Source organism: Winogradskyella sp. 3972H.M.0a.05 (genome assembly GCF_040493455.1).
Taxonomy (GTDB): domain Bacteria; phylum Bacteroidota; class Bacteroidia; order Flavobacteriales; family Flavobacteriaceae; genus Microcosmobacter.
On record NZ_JANFDA010000001.1, the window covers coordinates 580,850 to 599,485 of the forward strand.

At 37.1% G+C, this 18,636-nt stretch carries 14 protein-coding genes, 1 tRNA gene and 1 pseudogene; 4 read left to right on the forward strand and 12 right to left on the reverse strand.

Annotated elements, in window-relative coordinates; translation table 11 throughout:
* Positions 1 to 70: 70 nt before the first annotated feature.
* On the reverse strand, positions 71 to 5,026 hold the full coding sequence (locus tag NCE97_RS02645; protein ID WP_353777310.1) for a RemA C-terminal-like gliding motility protein: 4,956 nt from the start codon (positions 5,024 to 5,026) through the stop codon (positions 71 to 73).
* Between the two features lie 118 nt (positions 5,027 to 5,144).
* On the opposite strand from NCE97_RS02645, the gene NCE97_RS02650 reads away from it, so the two are divergent.
* Positions 5,145 to 5,612 carry a regulatory protein RecX gene (locus NCE97_RS02650; protein WP_353777311.1) on the forward strand — a complete coding sequence of 156 codons (468 nt, stop codon included), beginning with the start codon at positions 5,145 to 5,147 and terminating at the stop codon, positions 5,610 to 5,612.
* On the opposite strand, the gene NCE97_RS02655 is transcribed toward NCE97_RS02650, so the two are convergent.
* From NCE97_RS02655 to NCE97_RS02685, 7 genes are all read right to left on the reverse strand, one after another.
* The gene (locus tag NCE97_RS02655; RefSeq protein ID WP_353777313.1) at positions 5,602 to 6,093 is read right to left on the reverse strand and encodes a DUF6646 family protein; all 492 of its coding nucleotides are present in this window, start codon (positions 6,091 to 6,093) and stop codon (positions 5,602 to 5,604) included. The two genes, NCE97_RS02650 and NCE97_RS02655, sit on opposite strands and share 11 nt — an antisense overlap.
* Before the next feature lie 91 nt (positions 6,094 to 6,184).
* The gene (locus NCE97_RS02660) at positions 6,185 to 7,051 is read right to left on the reverse strand and encodes a cupin-like domain-containing protein (protein ID WP_353777314.1); all 867 of its coding nucleotides are present in this window, start codon (positions 7,049 to 7,051) and stop codon (positions 6,185 to 6,187) included.
* A gap of 82 nt (positions 7,052 to 7,133) precedes the next feature.
* Positions 7,134 to 8,228 (reverse strand): biotin synthase BioB, encoded by a 1,095-nt coding sequence (bioB, locus tag NCE97_RS02665; protein WP_353777315.1) that lies wholly within the window; start codon positions 8,226 to 8,228, stop codon positions 7,134 to 7,136.
* A gap of 30 nt (positions 8,229 to 8,258) precedes the next feature.
* The gene (locus NCE97_RS02670; protein WP_353777316.1) at positions 8,259 to 8,732 is read right to left on the reverse strand and encodes a hypothetical protein; all 474 of its coding nucleotides are present in this window, start codon (positions 8,730 to 8,732) and stop codon (positions 8,259 to 8,261) included.
* A 53-nt stretch (positions 8,733 to 8,785) separates the two neighbouring features.
* Entirely contained in the window at positions 8,786 to 10,219 is a 1,434-nt protein-coding gene (locus NCE97_RS02675; protein WP_353777317.1) for a flotillin family protein, read from the reverse strand.
* Positions 10,219 to 10,821, reverse strand: a complete 603-nt coding sequence (locus NCE97_RS02680; RefSeq protein ID WP_353777318.1) for a hypothetical protein — start codon at positions 10,819 to 10,821, stop codon at positions 10,219 to 10,221. The genes NCE97_RS02675 and NCE97_RS02680 overlap by 1 nt, the downstream gene beginning before the upstream one ends.
* Positions 10,822 to 10,879: 58 nt before the next feature.
* Positions 10,880 to 12,052, reverse strand: coding sequence for a beta-ketoacyl synthase N-terminal-like domain-containing protein (locus NCE97_RS02685; protein WP_353777319.1), 1,173 nt, complete (start codon positions 12,050 to 12,052; stop codon positions 10,880 to 10,882).
* A gap of 101 nt (positions 12,053 to 12,153) precedes the next feature.
* Between NCE97_RS02685 and NCE97_RS02690 the strand changes: the two genes are divergently transcribed.
* Positions 12,154 to 12,585: a cytochrome c oxidase assembly factor Coa1 family protein gene (locus NCE97_RS02690; protein ID WP_353777320.1), complete on the forward strand. Its 432-nt coding sequence runs from the start codon at positions 12,154 to 12,156 to the stop codon at positions 12,583 to 12,585.
* On the opposite strand, the gene bioA is transcribed toward NCE97_RS02690, so the two are convergent.
* From bioA to NCE97_RS02710, 4 genes are all read right to left on the reverse strand, one after another.
* The gene (gene bioA / locus NCE97_RS02695; protein ID WP_353777321.1) at positions 12,571 to 13,836 is read right to left on the reverse strand and encodes an adenosylmethionine--8-amino-7-oxononanoate transaminase; all 1,266 of its coding nucleotides are present in this window, start codon (positions 13,834 to 13,836) and stop codon (positions 12,571 to 12,573) included. The two genes, NCE97_RS02690 and bioA, sit on opposite strands and share 15 nt — an antisense overlap.
* Positions 13,837 to 14,445 (reverse strand): dethiobiotin synthase, encoded by a 609-nt coding sequence (bioD, locus tag NCE97_RS02700; protein WP_353777322.1) that lies wholly within the window; start codon positions 14,443 to 14,445, stop codon positions 13,837 to 13,839. It lies immediately after the preceding gene.
* A 55-nt stretch (positions 14,446 to 14,500) separates the two neighbouring features.
* Positions 14,501 to 16,081, reverse strand: coding sequence for a T9SS type A sorting domain-containing protein (locus NCE97_RS02705; protein ID WP_353777323.1), 1,581 nt, complete (start codon positions 16,079 to 16,081; stop codon positions 14,501 to 14,503).
* A 149-nt stretch (positions 16,082 to 16,230) separates the two neighbouring features.
* Positions 16,231 to 16,305, reverse strand: a tRNA-Pro gene (locus tag NCE97_RS02710).
* A gap of 249 nt (positions 16,306 to 16,554) precedes the next feature.
* Here NCE97_RS02710 and NCE97_RS02715 point away from each other — a divergent pair.
* Both NCE97_RS02715 and NCE97_RS02720 read left to right on the forward strand, forming a co-directional pair.
* The gene (locus NCE97_RS02715; protein ID WP_353777324.1) at positions 16,555 to 17,412 is read left to right on the forward strand and encodes a helix-turn-helix transcriptional regulator; all 858 of its coding nucleotides are present in this window, start codon (positions 16,555 to 16,557) and stop codon (positions 17,410 to 17,412) included.
* Between the two features lie 134 nt (positions 17,413 to 17,546).
* Positions 17,547 to 18,636 (forward strand): annotated as a pseudogene (locus tag NCE97_RS02720) (hypothetical protein); the annotation flags it as partial.

Consider the following 18,636-nt stretch of genomic DNA (forward strand, 5'->3'; position numbering starts at 1 on the left):
ATTTTACGTTTATTTAGAACAAAAAACCCTTCTCAATTGGAAGGGTTTTATTATGTGTAAAAGGGGTAAATTATTTCTGTTTGATAGCTTTCTTGGTAATCACTTGTCCGTCGGATAAACGAACTTTAGCGATATAAGCTGCTTTACTCAGATTGTCTAATCTATGGATTAAGGTGTGACTATTCCCATTCAATCTATAAATAGTTCTACCTAACAAGTCAATAATTTCAACAGCTTCGATAGTGAATTGCGATGGCACAGTAAACTCAACATTGCCATTAGGAAGTTCGGTAATTATTAAGCCACTTGGATCGAGTTCGTTTTCAACAATAGATAATGCATCTCCCTGGAAAACAATCTCGAAGCGATCATTAAACGCTCCAGACTCAGCTGTGAAAGTATAAGGACTTTCAGTTAGGTTATGAACAAAACCTAATAGATTATCTTTTAGATAAATATTTTGGTCACTTTCAAAAATACCATCAACTGCACTAATGGCAATCGTATAATTCTCTTGAGCAATACTATTGAATCCTAAAGGAATTACATCGGTATCTACAAAAGGCAATGCTCTTCCCTGAATAACAAAAGGCTTTTCATTAATAATAGAATAGAAATTTTGTTGCCCTTCTTTATTTGAAGTAATGGCATCATAAAGTCTATCTCTGTCCATAGTAGCATTATTTACATAACCTACTAATATTCTATCTACACCATTATTTTCTGAGGCTAAATCTAACCATATGCGATGTCTTTCGTTTGCATCGGTAGTTCTACTACTTTCACTAGATAACCTATAGAAATTTGAATTGTCATAGGTTCTACTTCTCATAGAGTTATTGAAAGTAATCGAAGTTGTTGTAGCTGGGCCATCATCTAGATTAACCATAAAGCTTTGCCCAGCGGCAATATAGCCATTAAACCCAGCAGGACCACTGGTAGTCCCTGTACCATTATGAGTTATATAATCATCTGGATCGTAATTGAATCCATTATTGTTTTCATAGAAAGGATCTGGAATAGCATTGCTTGGTAAAGCACCATGCGTCCAAATATTCACGAAACCATCTAGATTTGTATTGGCATTCAGGAAGTCTAAAGCAGAAATTGCTGAAGGATATGGATTTCCAACCAAGTTCCAGTCATCATCATCATCATTACCATTAAGCCCATCATTATCCGTTCCTCTAGAAACAGTAACAGTAGTTGTTCCTGTTCGTGGTACACCATTTTGGAATACAGCATCAAGTTGGGTAGGAGTTGTATTGTTGAAACTACTATCTCCTCTAACGATATACCCAACTCCAGCACCCATGGTTTCACCATTTGCAGTCACCCAGTTACCTTGACCGTTGCTTGTTCCTGTATTAGGAGCTGTAGGTACCCATCTATAGATATGGTAAGTCGGAGAACCTGGAGAAACATTGTCAATGTTGAAGCCATTAATTGGAGATGACCAGTAGACATAGTCTTGTCTTCTCATCATTACGGAACGCTCCATGCTTAAGTTTCCAACATTGGTAACAGCATCATTTACTTGGATGAGTGAGCCATTATTATGAATATAGAATGTTGCAGTCGCATTGGTAGTTACTACATCATCAACGTGAACATAATCGCCATCTCTGACATCTAACGTTCTGCCGGCATTGATGGTAAGATCACCATTAGCATATAAGTTATTTGAAGTATTGGTATCAAAGTCGTTATCTAGAACAACATTGTGGAAAATTTCTGTATCATAAACAACAGGTGGAATTGGAGGAGGTGTATTATATGTGATAAGTTGAGCTACTGTACCCTCAAATGTTACAGTACTATTTCCTTCTTCAAAAACAGCTTCTCCTAGTAAGTTTGTCCAGTTTCCAGTCAAAAATATTTGACCATCATCTGTACCGTTATTACCATCGTCCATGTCTAAAGAACCGCTGACATTAATAACTAAATTACCATTGACGTTTAGAACATCATCGGATTCTTCAATAACTAAGGTTCTACCACTTATGGTAATATCATTACAATCGGCCTCATTACCAAAGTTTGAAGACAATGCAGAATCATTATCAATGACACAATCTCTAGCAGCAGTAGCATCGATGGTAACATCTGTTAGAGCGTCAGGAACAGCAAAGTTGTCCCAATTAGAACAGTTGAACCAATCATCACTTACAGTACCAGTCCATAGACCAGCTGTAGTTCCTGTACCATTAACAGTGTAGGAACTATTACATGTTGCAGCTATATCATCCGATGCTTGACCGCTGTTTGCACTAACTAATAACCAATTACTATTATCAGTGATATTGGCTAATAATTGAGATTGAGTTCCTGTCGAAATTCCAGTACCAGCGACATCGTGATATGCATAGAATCTAGATGTACTCGAATTACCAATTTCTAACCTTGTACATTCAATATCTGGGTGAATCCTCGAAATTCTATCTCCACCAGCATTACCTGCAACTGAAAACGCTTGGAAGCTTCCTTTTGTTTGTACACCACCAAGAACAGTCCCAGTAAATGTTCTATAATTATCAGGATCGGTATCTCCTGTATCGGGACCGTCAGGTTCAGTCATCACGTCAGAGAATGTTCCTTGCATTAACCACATCGTATCTGGACTAGAGGTACTAATGTTACCAGGCAGGTTATCATTAGCATGCGAAGGATTGTTTAGAATAGTAAAATCTGAAGTGACATCGATACCATTAACCGTAATACTTTGAATAGTTGATGGGAAGGTTTCTGTTTCGACACAAATTACAGAGCCTTTTGGAATATCTGCACAACCGTTGTATTGTAGCGTAGCATAAGGCGGTTCTCCACTCTGATCAAAATCAGTACTACAATCATACCAACGGTCAGTTGAGGTATTTGCTGGGGCATTATACTCATACAATAAGTTTGCAATAGTAAATTCTGTATTTAGGCCAATATCTACAAGAGTAAGGATAGAGAACCTATCGTTACCATCAGTAATGTAACTGTCAAAACCTACAAATACCAAATCCCCTGGACTAAATATCGTTGGGCTAGATGAGCTACTTGCAATTACTGTAACAGAAGTCGTTGATCCAGAACTCCATGTATTACCAGCTTCATTAAAAATTGTAAAATGATATGTTGTACCATCGGTTAAACCTGTAATTGTTGCTGAAGTCCCTGTGCCACGATATACAGCAAATTCCCCTGCAGCTAAAGCATCACCACTTCCAAAAGTAGAATTGGCAGTATAAGTTGTACTATCTCCAGTTGGTGTCGCACTTACAGGATTTGAAGCTCTTGCAACAACTAAAACTTCATCATAGCAACTCGGAAGTGTCCATTGAAGCAGTGCATCACCACAACTGTTTACTGAGGTAAAAGCAGTAGGGTTGTCAATAACACCAGAATATGCTACAGAAGTGGATACACCAGTACTCCAACTAGTTCCTGTCCTCGAAAATATTGTAAAATGATATGTGGATCCATTAGTTAATCCAGTGATATTAGCTGAAGTACCGTTACTTTTATAAACTGCATATTCATTTGTAGCCAAGTCTGTGCCATTTCCAAAAATAGCATCTGCAGTATAAGCGCTGCCATCACCTGTTGGCGTTGCAGAAACGGCATTAGTTTCTCTGGCAACAATTAATACTTCCTCAGCACAAGAAGGCGCAATCCAGCTAATGTCTATTGATCCACAGCTTTCAACGGCATTAAAACTTGTAGCATTGGTAGGTGTTGTACATAAACCACAGGTAACCTCAACATCATCTAGGTAATAAGACCCTCCTGATCTTTGAGACATCACTAACCTAATGTAATAATCACCAGTTAAGCTAAGAGGAACTGTAAATAATTGATGCGACGTAGTCACTGAGCCCACTAAAATATCTTGAGCAGTAGTCCAAGGACCTGTGTTATTTGTGGAATACTGAACGCTGAATGTTTTGTTTGCAGTACTTGCAGATCTAGCTAATTGAAACTCTATTTGTTGTGGGTTAGAAACGACATTAGTAGTAATTATTTCATCTCCGGTTGAATTGAAACCTGTTCCATTTCCTGTAAGACCTGCAGTACCGTTTTGGTAAGTTCCTGAACCAGTCCAATTTCCATAGCCTGAATTAAAATCATCTGAAAGACAAACTGAAGAGCCACTTGAAGAACAAGAAGCTACACCCGATCCGGAAACAGTCTCTGTATATGTACAAGATCCATCAGCACTAAAAGTGGCTGTGACCTCTACATCACTCCCATTAGCAGCAAGTTGTACTCCTGTGATAGTTTGAGGAGATGTTCCAACAGTAGCAGAAGTCGTTCCACCCACTACTCCAGCACCGGTTAAATCTATACTTCCTGAAGCAGGAGGGTTGCTGTATGTTATAGTTACATCAGCAATATAATAATCATCTGAGGCATCAGAAGCAGTGCCATTATCGTTACAAGAGCCAGGAGGATTAGATATTGAAATATCTGTAATGCTACAACCACCACAATTAATAGTCTGACCAGTATTTATATTATCGTGAGTACTAGATTGATTTTGAACCCAAGTAAAATCAGAATAATCACAACCAGAGCCTTGTAATTGTATGCTTTCGGTCGTCCCTGTTGAATTGTTCTCATTAACACCAATATCTGTAGAATTTAGCCCATTTGCAGCACCATTAGTAGCCGCAAATGTACCTTCATAGCTTAGAAATTGAATGACTGTACTACCACACACTAAGGCAATACCATCTGGAGCACCATTTTGAATTCCAGACTGTGCAATCCATATAAAACGAACATTGTTTACCGTTGCACCTCCTGTTGTTGGAACTGATGCAGAACCATAAGTAGTTCCAGTACTACCGTTGTAGAAAACCACCCTAAGATCATTAGTTGCGCAAGAATAAGTTGTAGGTACGGCTATTTCAACACCTTCATTAACATCACTTCCGTTATTGTCGTAATGAATCTCATTTATCCAAGGAGTTTGTGCAAAACCTGATATTATGGCACACAAAAATGCCAGTAGACTGAGGGAGTACTTTTTTATCATAGTGAGTTTTTCGCTTAGCTTAACCGAGGGGCTAGCAAATATAGCACAAAATTAGCTTATATACAGGGTTTTAGCCCCAAGCAATTATTAACAAAAAGTTATTAATTTCGTTTTTCCGATGAAAGACTCCTATACTGTAAAAGAAGCCTTACAAAAACTTCAAGCGTATTGTGCCTATCAAGAGCGTTGTCACAAGGATGTGGAACAGAAGCTTATTGGGATGAATATGATTCCTGATGCTAGGCTTCTAATTGTGAATAAATTAATTGAAGATAATTACCTTAACGAAGAACGTTTTGCTAAGCATTTTGTTAGCGGGAAATTCAGAATTAAAAAATGGGGAAAGAATAGAATTCTCAGAGAATTAAAGCTAAGAGGTATTTCTAAGTACAATATAGAAATTGCCATGCGTGAGATAACTTATGAAGACTATGTGGATACGCTTCATGAGCTAGCTTTGAAACGTCTTAACCAGATTACAGAAAAGAACGTTTATAAGCGCAAGCGAAAACTCTGCGATTACTTATTATACAGAGGATGGGAATCAAATTTGGTCTACGAAAAAGCTAATGAACTTATAGACTAAAACAAGCTCCTAACGAAACAGTAAACTGGTTATGTAGTTTTTCGGCAAGTGTTAAACGATCTGTGTTGTACTTTGCAAAAGGAGCGTTTAACTCTGTATATATGCCAAAGCCATCTGTAAAAAAGTATCTTGCTCCAAGGTGGCCTCCAAAGTTTTTTAATCCTAGATGCAGTCCAGGATATACATCGAAATTAGGATCCACATTAATAACGTTTCCAAGATTAGCATTAAATCTGGCTTTTAGGTCAAAACGATCTCCAAAGTCAGCATCGATTTCACTTTTTACTCCTGAGGCATAAGTTGTAGATACCCCTATAGACATGTTTTCTCCAACGCCATAATCGAAAGTGGCATTAATTCCAGTTGCATTTTCTTGAAAGTTTGCACCAACCTGAAACTTTTGATCACCTTTTCCAGAAAATGATTGTGCACTGATTAATGACATATTAGTTAAGACTAGAAGTACTATTAGTTTTTTCACAAGATTGAATTATAGATTAAACCTTTAATGTTCTATCAATTACTCATTAAGACACTAATAGATAGAAAAGGTCACGAAAAAACTAAAGATTTTATAGGCCGAGAGACTTGTGCGTTCTGGTGATTGCTTGCTCGTTTTTCCAATCGATCCATTTTTGCCCTTTTATTCTACGCATTACATTGTCTAGTGTTCTCATAACAAAGACATTGTACACTGCTTTACTGAGGTTTTTTGGCTTTCTTGCAATGGCTCTTAAACTCATCGAAAACCCAGGCGTAATGTAACGCATGTAATGCCACCAACCTTCTGGCATGTAGAGTACTTCGCCATGATTAAGGTCACAAATCCATCCTTTGGCATGTTGTAATGCAGGCCATTTTTCGAAGTCAGGATCTGCAAAATTTATATCTTCTCTAGTGATTAGAGAGTGAGGTATTTTGTATAGATATTTGTTCTGCTTTTGGTCAAAAAGAATGCATTGTTTTTTTCCTTCAAAATGAAAGTGAAAAATATTCGCCAGATCGATATCATAATGCATGAAAGTGAAACTATCTCTTCCCCCAAAGAAAAGCATTGGCAATCCCTTCATGAGTCTTAGTCCAAAATCAGGATAGGTAAAATCTTTTTGAAGCTGAGGAACTTCCTTTAGGATGTTCCAGAGAAAGATTCTGAACTTTGTAGGTTCGCGTTTCAACAGATCGACATACTCGCTCATCTTCATCGTCGCATGAGGCTCATTGAACCCATCTTTATAGTCTACAGGTCTGTCGTCATATAGTGGGACAGTCTTGTCTCCTGCAACTTCTTTCATATAGTCTAAAGACCATTTAGAGTAGGCAGGCCAATCTTCAATAAAACGTTCAATGACCACAGGTTTTTGTGGTTTAAAGTAGTTCTTAATGAACTCCTCTTTGGTAATGGTTTTCACTCGAGGAATTTGTTGAAGATTTAGATGCAACGACTTAATTTTAAGATAGCTTCAAAGTTAAGAAAACGTTACGAAAAAGAGAATAGTATTTTTTGATACACTGTAAGATGTGTTATCTCAATGCTTTAGCTTTTTCTTTGGCAGCTTCGTTACGATCTATAGTATGCTCAGGTCTCGTCCATTTTGGCTTTTCACCAAGAGACTGATATTGAGAATCTTCCGCCTCAACAGTTTTTGGTTGCATCTTTTTAATGAATGGTTTTTGAGGGTTTAAACCTAGTAGTTCAAACAGCTTCATGTCTTCATTTACATCTGGATTTGGCGTGGTAAGAAGTTTGTCACCAGCAAAAATCGAATTCGCTCCAGCAAAGAAACACATGGCTTGACCTTCCTGGCTCATTTCTGTTCGTCCTGCACTCAAACGTACTTGCGTTTCTGGCATTACGATACGTGTTGTAGCCACCATTCGTATCATTTCCCAAATGGATACAGGTTCTTGGTCTTCAAGAGGTGTACCTTCAACTGCAACCAAAGCGTTAATAGGCACAGATTCTGGTTGTGGATTAAGTGTAGAAAGTGCGACTAGCATGCCTGCTCTATCTTCAACCTTTTCTCCCATACCTATAATACCTCCAGAGCAAACTGTAACATTAGTTTTACGGACATTATCTATAGTTTCGAGTCTATCTTCATAGCCTCTTGTAGAAATTACTTCTTTATAATATTCTTCAGAAGAATCTAAATTATGGTTATATGCATACAAACCTGCTTCGGCTAATCTCTTAGCTTGATTTTCAGTAACCATACCAAGTGTGCAACACACTTCCATATCTAACTTATTGATGGTACGCACCATCTCTAAAACTTGATCGAATTCTGGACCATCCTTTACATTTCGCCATGCAGCTCCCATACAAACTCTAGAACTACCTGAAGACTTAGCACGTAAAGCCTGAGCTTTTACCTGCTGTACAGTCATGAGGTCGTTGCCTTCAACATCGGTGTGGTAACGTGCAGCTTGTGGACAATAGCCACAATCTTCTGGACAACCGCCAGTTTTTATGGATAATAAGGTAGATACCTGAACTGTATTAGGATCGTGATGAAGACGATGTATAGACGCTGCTTCGTAAAGCAGTTCCATTAGGGGTTTATTGTAAATCTCTAAAATCTCTTCTTTGGTCCAATTGTGTCTTATTTCACTCATAAGTCGATTAGCTATATAAGGCAAAAATAACTATAACCATTTAGATTCTGGTTCGGTTGCATCTAAAATATCAACATTTAATAAAGATGCCAATTCGTGTGCTTTTTTAAATGCGTCTTCAAGATCATAACTTACATATGCTTCGATCTTTCTGTTTGTATTGTAAAATAGATTCAGCTTTATAATTTCATTTTTCACATTGGTCTGTGCAGATCTTGACCTAAGTGTTGTAGTTTCACTAGTTCTAAATACAGACACATAATCAATATTTGGAAGCGCCTTCCATGTTCCAAAACGAATCCCCAAGATAGATTTTAACGATCGGTATCTGTTATTTGCAAAATCGAATTCGGTACCATCTGTCAAAAGAAAATATATTGCCAGACCACTCAACACAAGACTTTTTATATCACTAAATACTAGTATTATGGAAAAGATTAGCAGAACTAAACCAAAAATGAATTTCATGATTGGAATTTTTCTGATGTATGTAAAGTGCTTCATAGTTTAAGACTGAATTAAAAATTAAATCCGCCTATTTGGAGGCGGATTTAGATTTAAGAATTAGAGCTTGTATCTTCAATTTCAGCATCATCAGCTTCAATCTCTTTTCTGTCTTTACCTTTTAAATACTCTGGTAAATCCATTCCAGCCATATTAAACATTTCCTGAAGCGGAGGCACAGATTTATACATTCCGGAGATAAAGTTAGATGTTGAAGACTTGCCGTCTTTACTGCCTCCATTTTCCCATACCGTAACTTTATCGATCTTGATGTTCTTAATAGCTTCAGCCTGAGTTTTTACCAATTCAGGTAATTTGTCAGCAATGAGTAATAACACGGCATCTTTTGAATTATTTCCAGCAGCTTTTACAATTTCATCTAGACCAGCTGCTTGTTTTGTTAAGACTTCATAGATTCCTTTTGCCTCTGCCTGAGCTTTAAACAGAATCGCATCTGCTTCACCTTTTGCACGTCTTCTGATACGCTCAGCTTCAGCTTCAGCATCAATTTCAACTTTCTTTTTATCAATTTCAGCAGGAACGATAACATCAGCCATTTGAGAAGAACGCTCGCGATCAGCTCTAGCAGCTTCAGCTTGCTGCTCCGCAGCATAAGACTCTTCCAATGCTTTTGCAGCTTGTACTTTTTCTGATGCTATTGCTACGCGCTCCGCTTCTGCTTCGCGCTGACGACGCAACGAATCTGAATTTGCTACAGATATCTTAGCAGTATTTTCACCTTCAACAGCTTTAGCGTTTGCAGCAGCTACTTGTGTTTTTTCATCCTGTACGGCGTTAGCCTCACCAATTGCACCATCTCTGTTTTTCTCTGCAACAGACTTACGTGCAGCGTTAATAGCATGTGCTGCAGCTTCTTTTCCAAGTGCTTCGATATAACCAGACTCATCTACAATATCTGTGATGTTTACGTTGATAAGTTTAAGACCAACTTTTTTCAATTCAGATTCAACAGATTGTGAGATGTTAGTTAAGAATTTGTCTCTGTCGGAATTAATTTCTTCAATGTCCATTGAAGCAACAACTAAACGTAGCTGACCGAAAATAATTTCCTTGGCTAACTCTTGAATATCTTGTAAGCCTAAACCTAATAAGCGCTCAGCTGCATTTTGCATCACACCAGGCTCGGTAGATACACCAATCGTAAATCTTGAAGGCACGTTAACACGAATGTTTTGTTTGGAAAGTGCGTTTACAAGATTCACCTCAATAGAAATAGGTGTTAAATCTAGGTATTCGTAGTCTTGTATTACTGGCATAATAAAGGCGGCTCCACCATGAATACATTTTGCAGATTTACCACCACCAACTTTACCATAAACTACAAGAATACGGTCAGAAGGACAACGCTTATAGCGCTTTATTAGAATGATAAGAGTTAATACAACAAAGAGGGCTACGAAAATGAGTAGCATTGGACCACCAAAGCCGTCCATATTAAAATTTTCTTGCATGTTTAGTAATGTCATTAGTTTTCAAGTTTTAAAGGTTCGATAGGTTTGCGTGTTTGGTCAACGATAAGAATACCATTAGAGGTAACATCAATGACCTTTATTATAGTTCCGGATTTTAGTTCCGTGAAAGAGTCGGTTAGGGCATCAAGCTCGCGAACAGTTCCCTGCACGTTTACACTTACTTTCCCCATGCTAGAGCGATTTGCTCCAATGGTTAGGTAGACTTCACCTATAGCATTAACAGCATTGTTGTAGTTTAATGTGCCACTGTCGCTTAGTTTACTGATAAAGTAAAATAGGGCAGCCATTATGACCATCATTAACAATCCACAAACTATAGAAATGATTAAGGTAAATGGTTTGGACAAGCCAGCGTCTATGCATGCGATTCCGCTCCAGCCAAAAATTGTAAAAAAGCCTACTAGGTTTTTGAAAGTTATAAATTGAAACCCAGCTCCTGCATCTGAATCAATGTCTGAATCAACATCACCTATGTCATCTGCATCGCCACCAATAAATGCCATGATCATGACTCCGATAAAAATAAGAGAGCCTACTAATGCTGTCGACCAATACATTTTGGCAAATAAATTCAAGCTAGAAAACCATTCTACCATAATTGAAAAGTGTTTGAAAGTTCCTGAAATATAAGACGTTTATTGACGTCTTACAATTTTATTTTGAAAGTAGTATAGATACTGCATTGCCTCCAAAACCAACCGCATTTACCAAGATATTTTGGATGCGATTTGGCTGTTCATTTTTGATAAATGGAACAGGAATAAATGTTTGATGTTGCAACATCAGTATGGCCATTTCTATACTCAGTAATCCTGAAGCTCCAAGGCTATGACCTACTTTCCACTTATTAGTAGTCAATGAAGGAATTTTGTTACAAAAAACTTTTTCAATAGCCTTAAACTCAGCCAAATCACCACTTATGGTTCCTGGTGTATGTGTAACGATAATATCTATATTGTTTTTATCGAAACCGTCTAAAGCCATTTCCATTGACTTTTGAAAACAGACAGCATCTGTTGACAATGAAGCATTGTGTTCTAGAAGTTCAGTGGCGTAACCAAACCCTTTGATAACTGCTAGAGCATTATCTAACTTACCTTGTTCTAAACAAGCCATTGCTGCAGCTTCTCCCAAGATCATTGTGTTTTGTTTTTTGTCTAGGTTCAGAGCTTGGCAGGGATAATGATCTTCATGTTTCTCTTGCTGAGCATAAATCTTTAAGGCTTGCATTTGTGCAACGGTAAATGATGTTAGCGATGCTTCACTGCCTCCAACTAGGAATTTATCTGACATACCAGAGTTGATCCAGGCAATACCATTAAGCATGGCATGTAATGCTGTAGAACATGTTATTGAATGTGAAATTTCTGGACCTTTTGAGTTGAGGTCGTGTGCCACCCAAGATGAAATATTGCCAAGCGTAGTCGTAGGAGAACTTAATGGATGTGATTGATTGTTTTTTGAAAACTCCGAATAATAAGTTTCAAATAATTCCGTAGCTCCTCTAGAGGATCCTATATTGATTCCGAAATTATCATCACTAGACCACCCAGCAAATTTTACAGCTTCTCTAGCAGCATACATAGCATACAACACTGAATTATCTAAGGACTTGTATTTTGAGTTTTCCTGTCTCAATAATTCAATTTGTTGTTGTCCTGCTTTAGTTAATTCAGCAGTTAATGCAGCAGTTAATGCAGAAGTATTATTGAATGTTTTATGTGAGATGCAATGTTCTTGGTTTTGATAATTACTCCAAATGGTTTTAGGATCTACACCGAGCGGAGATATAGAACTTATTGCTGTAATGGAAATAGGGGTTTTCAATAGAAAAAAATTATTTCGGCAAAATTACATCCAATTCATGTATTAACGTAACAATTTCTTGGGTCTTTATACTTATATTTAAAATAACTAATCAAAATAGAATGGAACAACATAAACAAAAGAGTTGGTTTGGTCGCAATTGGCCTTGGGTATTGCCTGTAGGAGGTTGCCTTATTGTGATTTTACTTTTCGTATTTGGAGTAGGCGCTGTGATTTTTGGAGCTACAAAAATGATATCTGGTTCTGAGCCTTATGAATATGCTGTCACAACAGCCAAAACGAATGAAACTGTAATAAACATTTTAGGAGATAATATTGAGCCAGACGGCATGATGAGTGGAAATATTTCCTATTCGAATAATGATGGTGAAGCTGACATTACGATTCCTATAAAAGGATCTAAAGGAGAAGGTTCTGTAAGCGTAAAAGCACAGAAAACCGACGGCGAATGGTATTACGAAGCACTTTATGTTACGATTAAGGAGACAGGTGAACAAGTCAACCTATTAGATAAAAGTCTAGAGGGTATCTAAAGCTTCTTCAATAACATTATAAACTTTATGTAATTCTTCTTTTGTAATTGTGTAAGGCGCTTGGATGTATATCGTATTACCGAGAGGTCTTAGGAAAATACCGTTATCTAAAAAGTAGTTGAACAGCTTATCTCTAAGGTTTCCGTAACGTTCCATTTCAACATTAAGGTCTAATGCATAAATGACTCCACATTGTCTAGTCGACTTAACCTTAGGATGTAATTTAATGTGTTTGTCGAACGCTTCATGAGCATTAGTAATTCTCTTGATACTATCTTGAATCTCTTCAGATTGTAACAGTTCTATTCCAGCTAAAGCCGCAGTACAAGCTAAAGGGTTTGCAGAGTAGGTGTGTCCATGAAAAAACCCTTTTCCAATCTCATCACTATAAAATGCGTTGTAGACGTCTTGCGAGCAACTTGTGACAGCCATTGGCATAATTCCGGCTGTTAATGCTTTACTCAAGCAGATAATATCTGGCTTGGTTTCAATATGGTCTGAAGCGAAAACTTTTCCGGTTTTTCCAAACCCAGTCATTACTTCATCAGCAATGGTAATGATATTTTGAGATTGACAGTATTGAAGTATTTGGTTTAACCCATCTGCTTCAAACATCTTCATAGCTGCTGCTCCTTGTACCAAGGGTTCATAAATAAAACCTGCTACTTTACCTGTAGATGCCAGTGCTTTTAGCTCTTCAAGAATACTTAAAATATTATCAGCCTTTGGTGTTGGGATGCGTTTTACTTCAAGAAAAAACTTTTCAAAAGGGCCATTATAAACAGACAGACCAGAAACGCTCATGGCTCCAAACGTATCACCATGAAATCCCTCTTCAAAAGCAATAAGGATATTACGATTTTCTCCTTTATTAAAGTGATACTGTAAAGCCATTTTTATAGCCACTTCAACACTAGTTGACCCATTATCACTGAAAAATATTTTATTCTGATTTTCTGGAAGAATCTCAATCAGTTTTTCTGAAAGCTTTACAGCTGGTTCATGAGTAAGACTACTAAATACTACGTGATGTAACTTGTCTAATTGCTCAGATACTTTTTTGGTGATGAAAGGATTACAATGACCATACATGCAGGTATACCAAGATGAAATAGCATCGATGTATTCTTTTCCGTTTTCATCATACAATAAACAACCTTCCGCTCTTGTTATCGCAATATTTTCTGGATGAAGCTTATGTTGCGTTAACGGATGCCAAAGGTGTGCTTTATCTCTATCTTTTAAGGTCATTTACAAGTTGTCTTTAAACAATTCAGCATATTCTTTAACGACATTTTTATCAAAATATGGTTCATCATTTATTCTACCAATTACTTCTACATTAGTCATCGTTTTGATAATGTCTTCGGTTGTTTTATGTTCATCACCACTGAAGATTACAGCAATGTCAAAGCCTTTATCCTGAAGGTGTTTTATTGTGAGTAGTGAATGATTGATACTACCAAGATAATGTCTTGAAACTATAATGACTTTGTCTTTTGGTTGAATTAAATCCAGAACAGTATTGTCATCATTAAGAGGGACTAACAATCCACCTGCACCTTCAATTACCAAATTATTTTCGGTTTTAGGTCTTTTGATAGTATCCAAATCAATGGTGATGCCATCAATATCAGCTGCACCGTGAGGGCTCATAGGCGTCTTAAGCGCATAAGTATTTGGGTGAATCTTTGACCTAGAATTTGAAATCAATTGTGACACTGTATGTCTATCCCCAGAGTCCACATCTCCGGCTTGTACAGGTTTCCAATAATCGGCTTCTAAGGCTTCTGTAAGTATTGCAGATACAATAGTTTTTCCTACATCTGTGCCTATACCTGTAATAAAATAATTCTGCATGTATCCTAAATTGATTGCAAAAATACGAGCAATTTTTAAGATAGTTTCATTGTCATTAGCGAATAATTATTTTAGAGATGAAAACACGAGTATCGGATGTAAACTTTAAGAAATACATCCCAGATTGCAAGTGATTGCTTAGGTCTAGGGAGAGTGTTTGTCTGTAATTAACATTCAAAGTAGAATTTTTGTAAACAGTACTTCCATCTAAGGCATAAGCTTCTAAACTGATGTCGTTAGAAATGGATTCTGGAAATGTTATGTCTAGCTTACCATTGCTCGGATTTGGCAAAATGGTGAGCGACTCACCTAGCAAAAACTCATCATTGGAGAGCGTGTCTTCTTGCATAAAGATTAAATACCCATCGCATGTACCCAGAATAATATCCATTAGGCCATCATCATTGATGTCGATATAATCATGGTCGTAAGTAGAGACATTCCAAATATTCTGAGTATCACCGTAAGGATGAACAAGATTACCACTATTAAGGTTTTGATTTTCGAAAATGATAAAACGTCTTCCAGTACCTGTTTCACAAGGTGGAAGATCCGTGTCTACACTAGATAACCCAACATCCAAGTCGCCATCATCATCCAAATCGATCATCTTAACATTACCTCCAAACCCATCAGTTCTGTCGGTAGGCATGGCGTATTGAGAAATCGATAGGTTTGTGTCTTCGGTAAACCCAGTAACTCTATTGACATAGTCTCCTGCGTCATCAACAACATAGAAATCTAGCATGCCGTTATCATTCAAATCACCAGCTGTAAACATATAGGCAGCATTTTCTGGTTGGGCGTAAAAATTAGTAAATGTCCCATCGCCATTGTTGAAAAGTACAATAGGACCTTTGGCATTAAAAGGAGCTACAGTGTTTAGTCCCAGATTTTTGACAATATCTAGGTCATTATCATTATCCACATCATGAAATTCTACACCAGTTCCAAAACTTGAGTTTCTCAAATTACCCATTCTGGTTTGAGTTTCTTCTGTAAAGTTCCCTGAACCATCATTTATCAATAAAACATCGAGTGCTGTTACAGAAGGTGAGTAGTTTACCATATACAAATCTGGGAAATTATTCCCTGTGAGATCACCGCCCCAACCAGCGCAATATTGAATAGGGTTCACAGTAATTGTTGGTAAACGTGTGCTCGATTCATCTAAAAACCCCTGCCAATCGCCATTGGTATCATTCCCCTGATTCATGTATAGTTTTGGCTGATCGCCAAAAGTGCTGATGATAAAAAGATCCAACCAAGTATCGTTATCTACATCAATACAAATAATGTCTCTTGCGTCTGTAGCTGTGGTTAAGAACTCTGGTGCATAGATGTCTGTTTCGTCCTGTAAGACTCCACTTCTGTTCATAAATAATAAATCGGTTTTGGCTCCTGGAGAAGAAAAGGGGACTTTACGCACCACAACTAAATCTGTTAAACCATCTTTATCAAAATCGCCAACGGCTAAGTCCTTTTCCATATCGTCTACAGCATTATTATCGGCATTGTCAGAGATATTAGAGATTACAATTCTGGTATTGGTTTCATCTTCAAAATTTAACCATTGTGTAAATCCTTCAAAAGAAATTAGGAAACAACAAAGAAGTAAAAAGTAATGTTTTTTCATAGCATGCATTTTAGGTTTAGAGGCATAACTATAAGCCATGAAAAGTCTAAAGGGGTGTGAGGCAGAATCTTAAAGATACTAAAAATACTGCTATGTGTTTATTTCTTAAGAAAGTAAGCTTTCTGAGAAATGTAAATGATTTACTTTAGTCGGGATGACAGGATTTGAACCTGCGACCCCACGGCCCCCAGCCGTGTGCGCTAACCGGACTGCGCTACATCCCGAAATTGACGCCAAAAGTAAGTTATAAAACTCCAAACTGCAATACCATATTGAAAAAGAGGGCTTACCAAAAGTGAGATCGAATTTTACTTTTGATATAGGTGTAAATTAAAAATTAAGGTGAAGTAATTAATTAGGACATTTATTATTAATAGCGACCGGAAATTACAAAGCCAATGCAAATTTGCACTGGCTTTTGTATATTCAAGACTTTAAAACAAATACCATTTGTACACTAGCTAAAATATAATATGCAATTTCCTAATTACTTTACTGAGGGGTCTAGTCATAAATTTATAAAAGGTGAGAACATTTTATGCGTTCAGTATATACATGACTCTAATGAGATAATAGAAATTCATCTAGGTATTGATAAGCCATTTTTTGTTCATGTTGTAGAAGGAACGGTTAGATTATACTCATCTAGCCAAGCAGTTATGGTAGAAGAAAACCAGTCTGCTATTGTCAATGTTGGTTCATATCTTATGTCAGAAAACCTTTCTGTAAATAATCGTTTTGAAGCATATCTTATGTTTTACTCTATAGATACTTTGAATGAATTTTATCATAAAGTAAATAAAGGCTCAAGAAAAGAGCTGCCTCAAAAAGAACAAAAGAGTATAGTAAAAGTGCATCATTGCCATTTCTTAAGTTCATTTGCACAAAGTTTAGCTTTACTATTCAAAGGAAACTATGAGTCTAGAAGAGAGACAAAACTAATTGACATTAAGGCTGAAGAACTGATGTATTACTTTGGTTATAATAATCTATCAGATAATATTGATGCTATGCTCTTTCAAACTCTAGACAACGACTTTATTTTTAAGAATTGTATCAATAATAACTACCTTAATAATATAAAGCTAGAAGATTTTGCATTTTTAACAGGTATGAGTTTATCTAGTTTTAAACGAAAGTTTAAGGAGATTTACGATGAATCACCATCCAGATGGATTAAAAGTAGAAGATTAGAGCATTCTATTTCTCTACTAAATGATAAAAAGTTCAGTATTAAAGAAGTTGCCTATAAATGTGGTTTTGATAATACAAGTACCTTCAGTCGCTTATTTAAAAGTAAGTACGGAATTAGTCCAAAAGACTATAAATAAACCTAAATGAGCTATTTTCGAGCTTAATTGACCCTTTTTCAACGCTTTAACAGTCCTTAATGTAAGCCAGCTAACATTTCTTTTTTCGATTTGAAAATACTTTTACATCTAATTAATTTTTAAATCGATATTCTATGAAAAAAGGACAATTACGTTTTTTTAAATTGTTGCTTTTTGCAATTTTATTTTTGCAATTTGCCACAATTGACGCGCAAGCTGTATTTAAATACACTTATGTAGATCCAATAGCGAATGAACTTCAGATAACCAATCTTGGAGACGCAACTGATGATGTCGGGACATCTTGGTTATGCTTAGGCCCAGGCACTTATCAAAGAATCAATAATATTACTGCTGAATCCACAATGTTAGCACCAGGCGAGTCCATTACATTACCTTATAATATGGATGTAACCAATGATGGTTTGAGTTTGTTTTCTAGCAATAGTTTTGGGTCATCAGATCCAAGCATTTTATTAGATTTTGTACAATGGGGAGCAGGGAATCAGCCACGTTCAGGTCAGGCTGTAACTGCTGGCCGTTGGGACAATGCATCGTCTTTTGTTTCAGGGCAGGCACCCTACACAACAACTACTGGAGGCTTTGCTGCAGCATGGTCTGTATGTGATGTAAATGCAGGTGATATTACATTCGATGTAGCTCCAAATAACACAACATTAATTAGTAATGATATGTTGACTGCTACTATTTGTAGAGATGGTCAAGCAGATCCACTTACAGTTAATATTGCTGCAGGAAGTATGGGGACTAATTCTGGATGGATAATTACTGATGCAGCTACAGGTAATATTTTAGGCACGCCAGCATCTGGGCCTTTTGACCTTGATGGAGCGGGTCCAGGAACCTGTAATATTTATTACATAAGATATGAGGACGGCTTATCTGGTAAAGAAGTAGGTGAAAACATTGCAGACTTATCTGGATGCTTTGATTTATCCAATTCCATTGCTGTAATTAGAGCATTACCAGAAGCTGGTACATTGGCTATTGACGAGATGGCGACCACAGGAGCCAATAGCTCGACAGTTGTCGACGGTACCACTGCCACGATCTGTATTGACAACGATGGAGCACCTGTTTACGTTACAAAGACTGGGTACGAGACGAACCTGTCTTACAGGTACGTTATCACGGACGAGAGCGATACGATATTGGCCATCACTGACACGGATGCGATTGACATCACTGGAGCAGGAGTTGGAG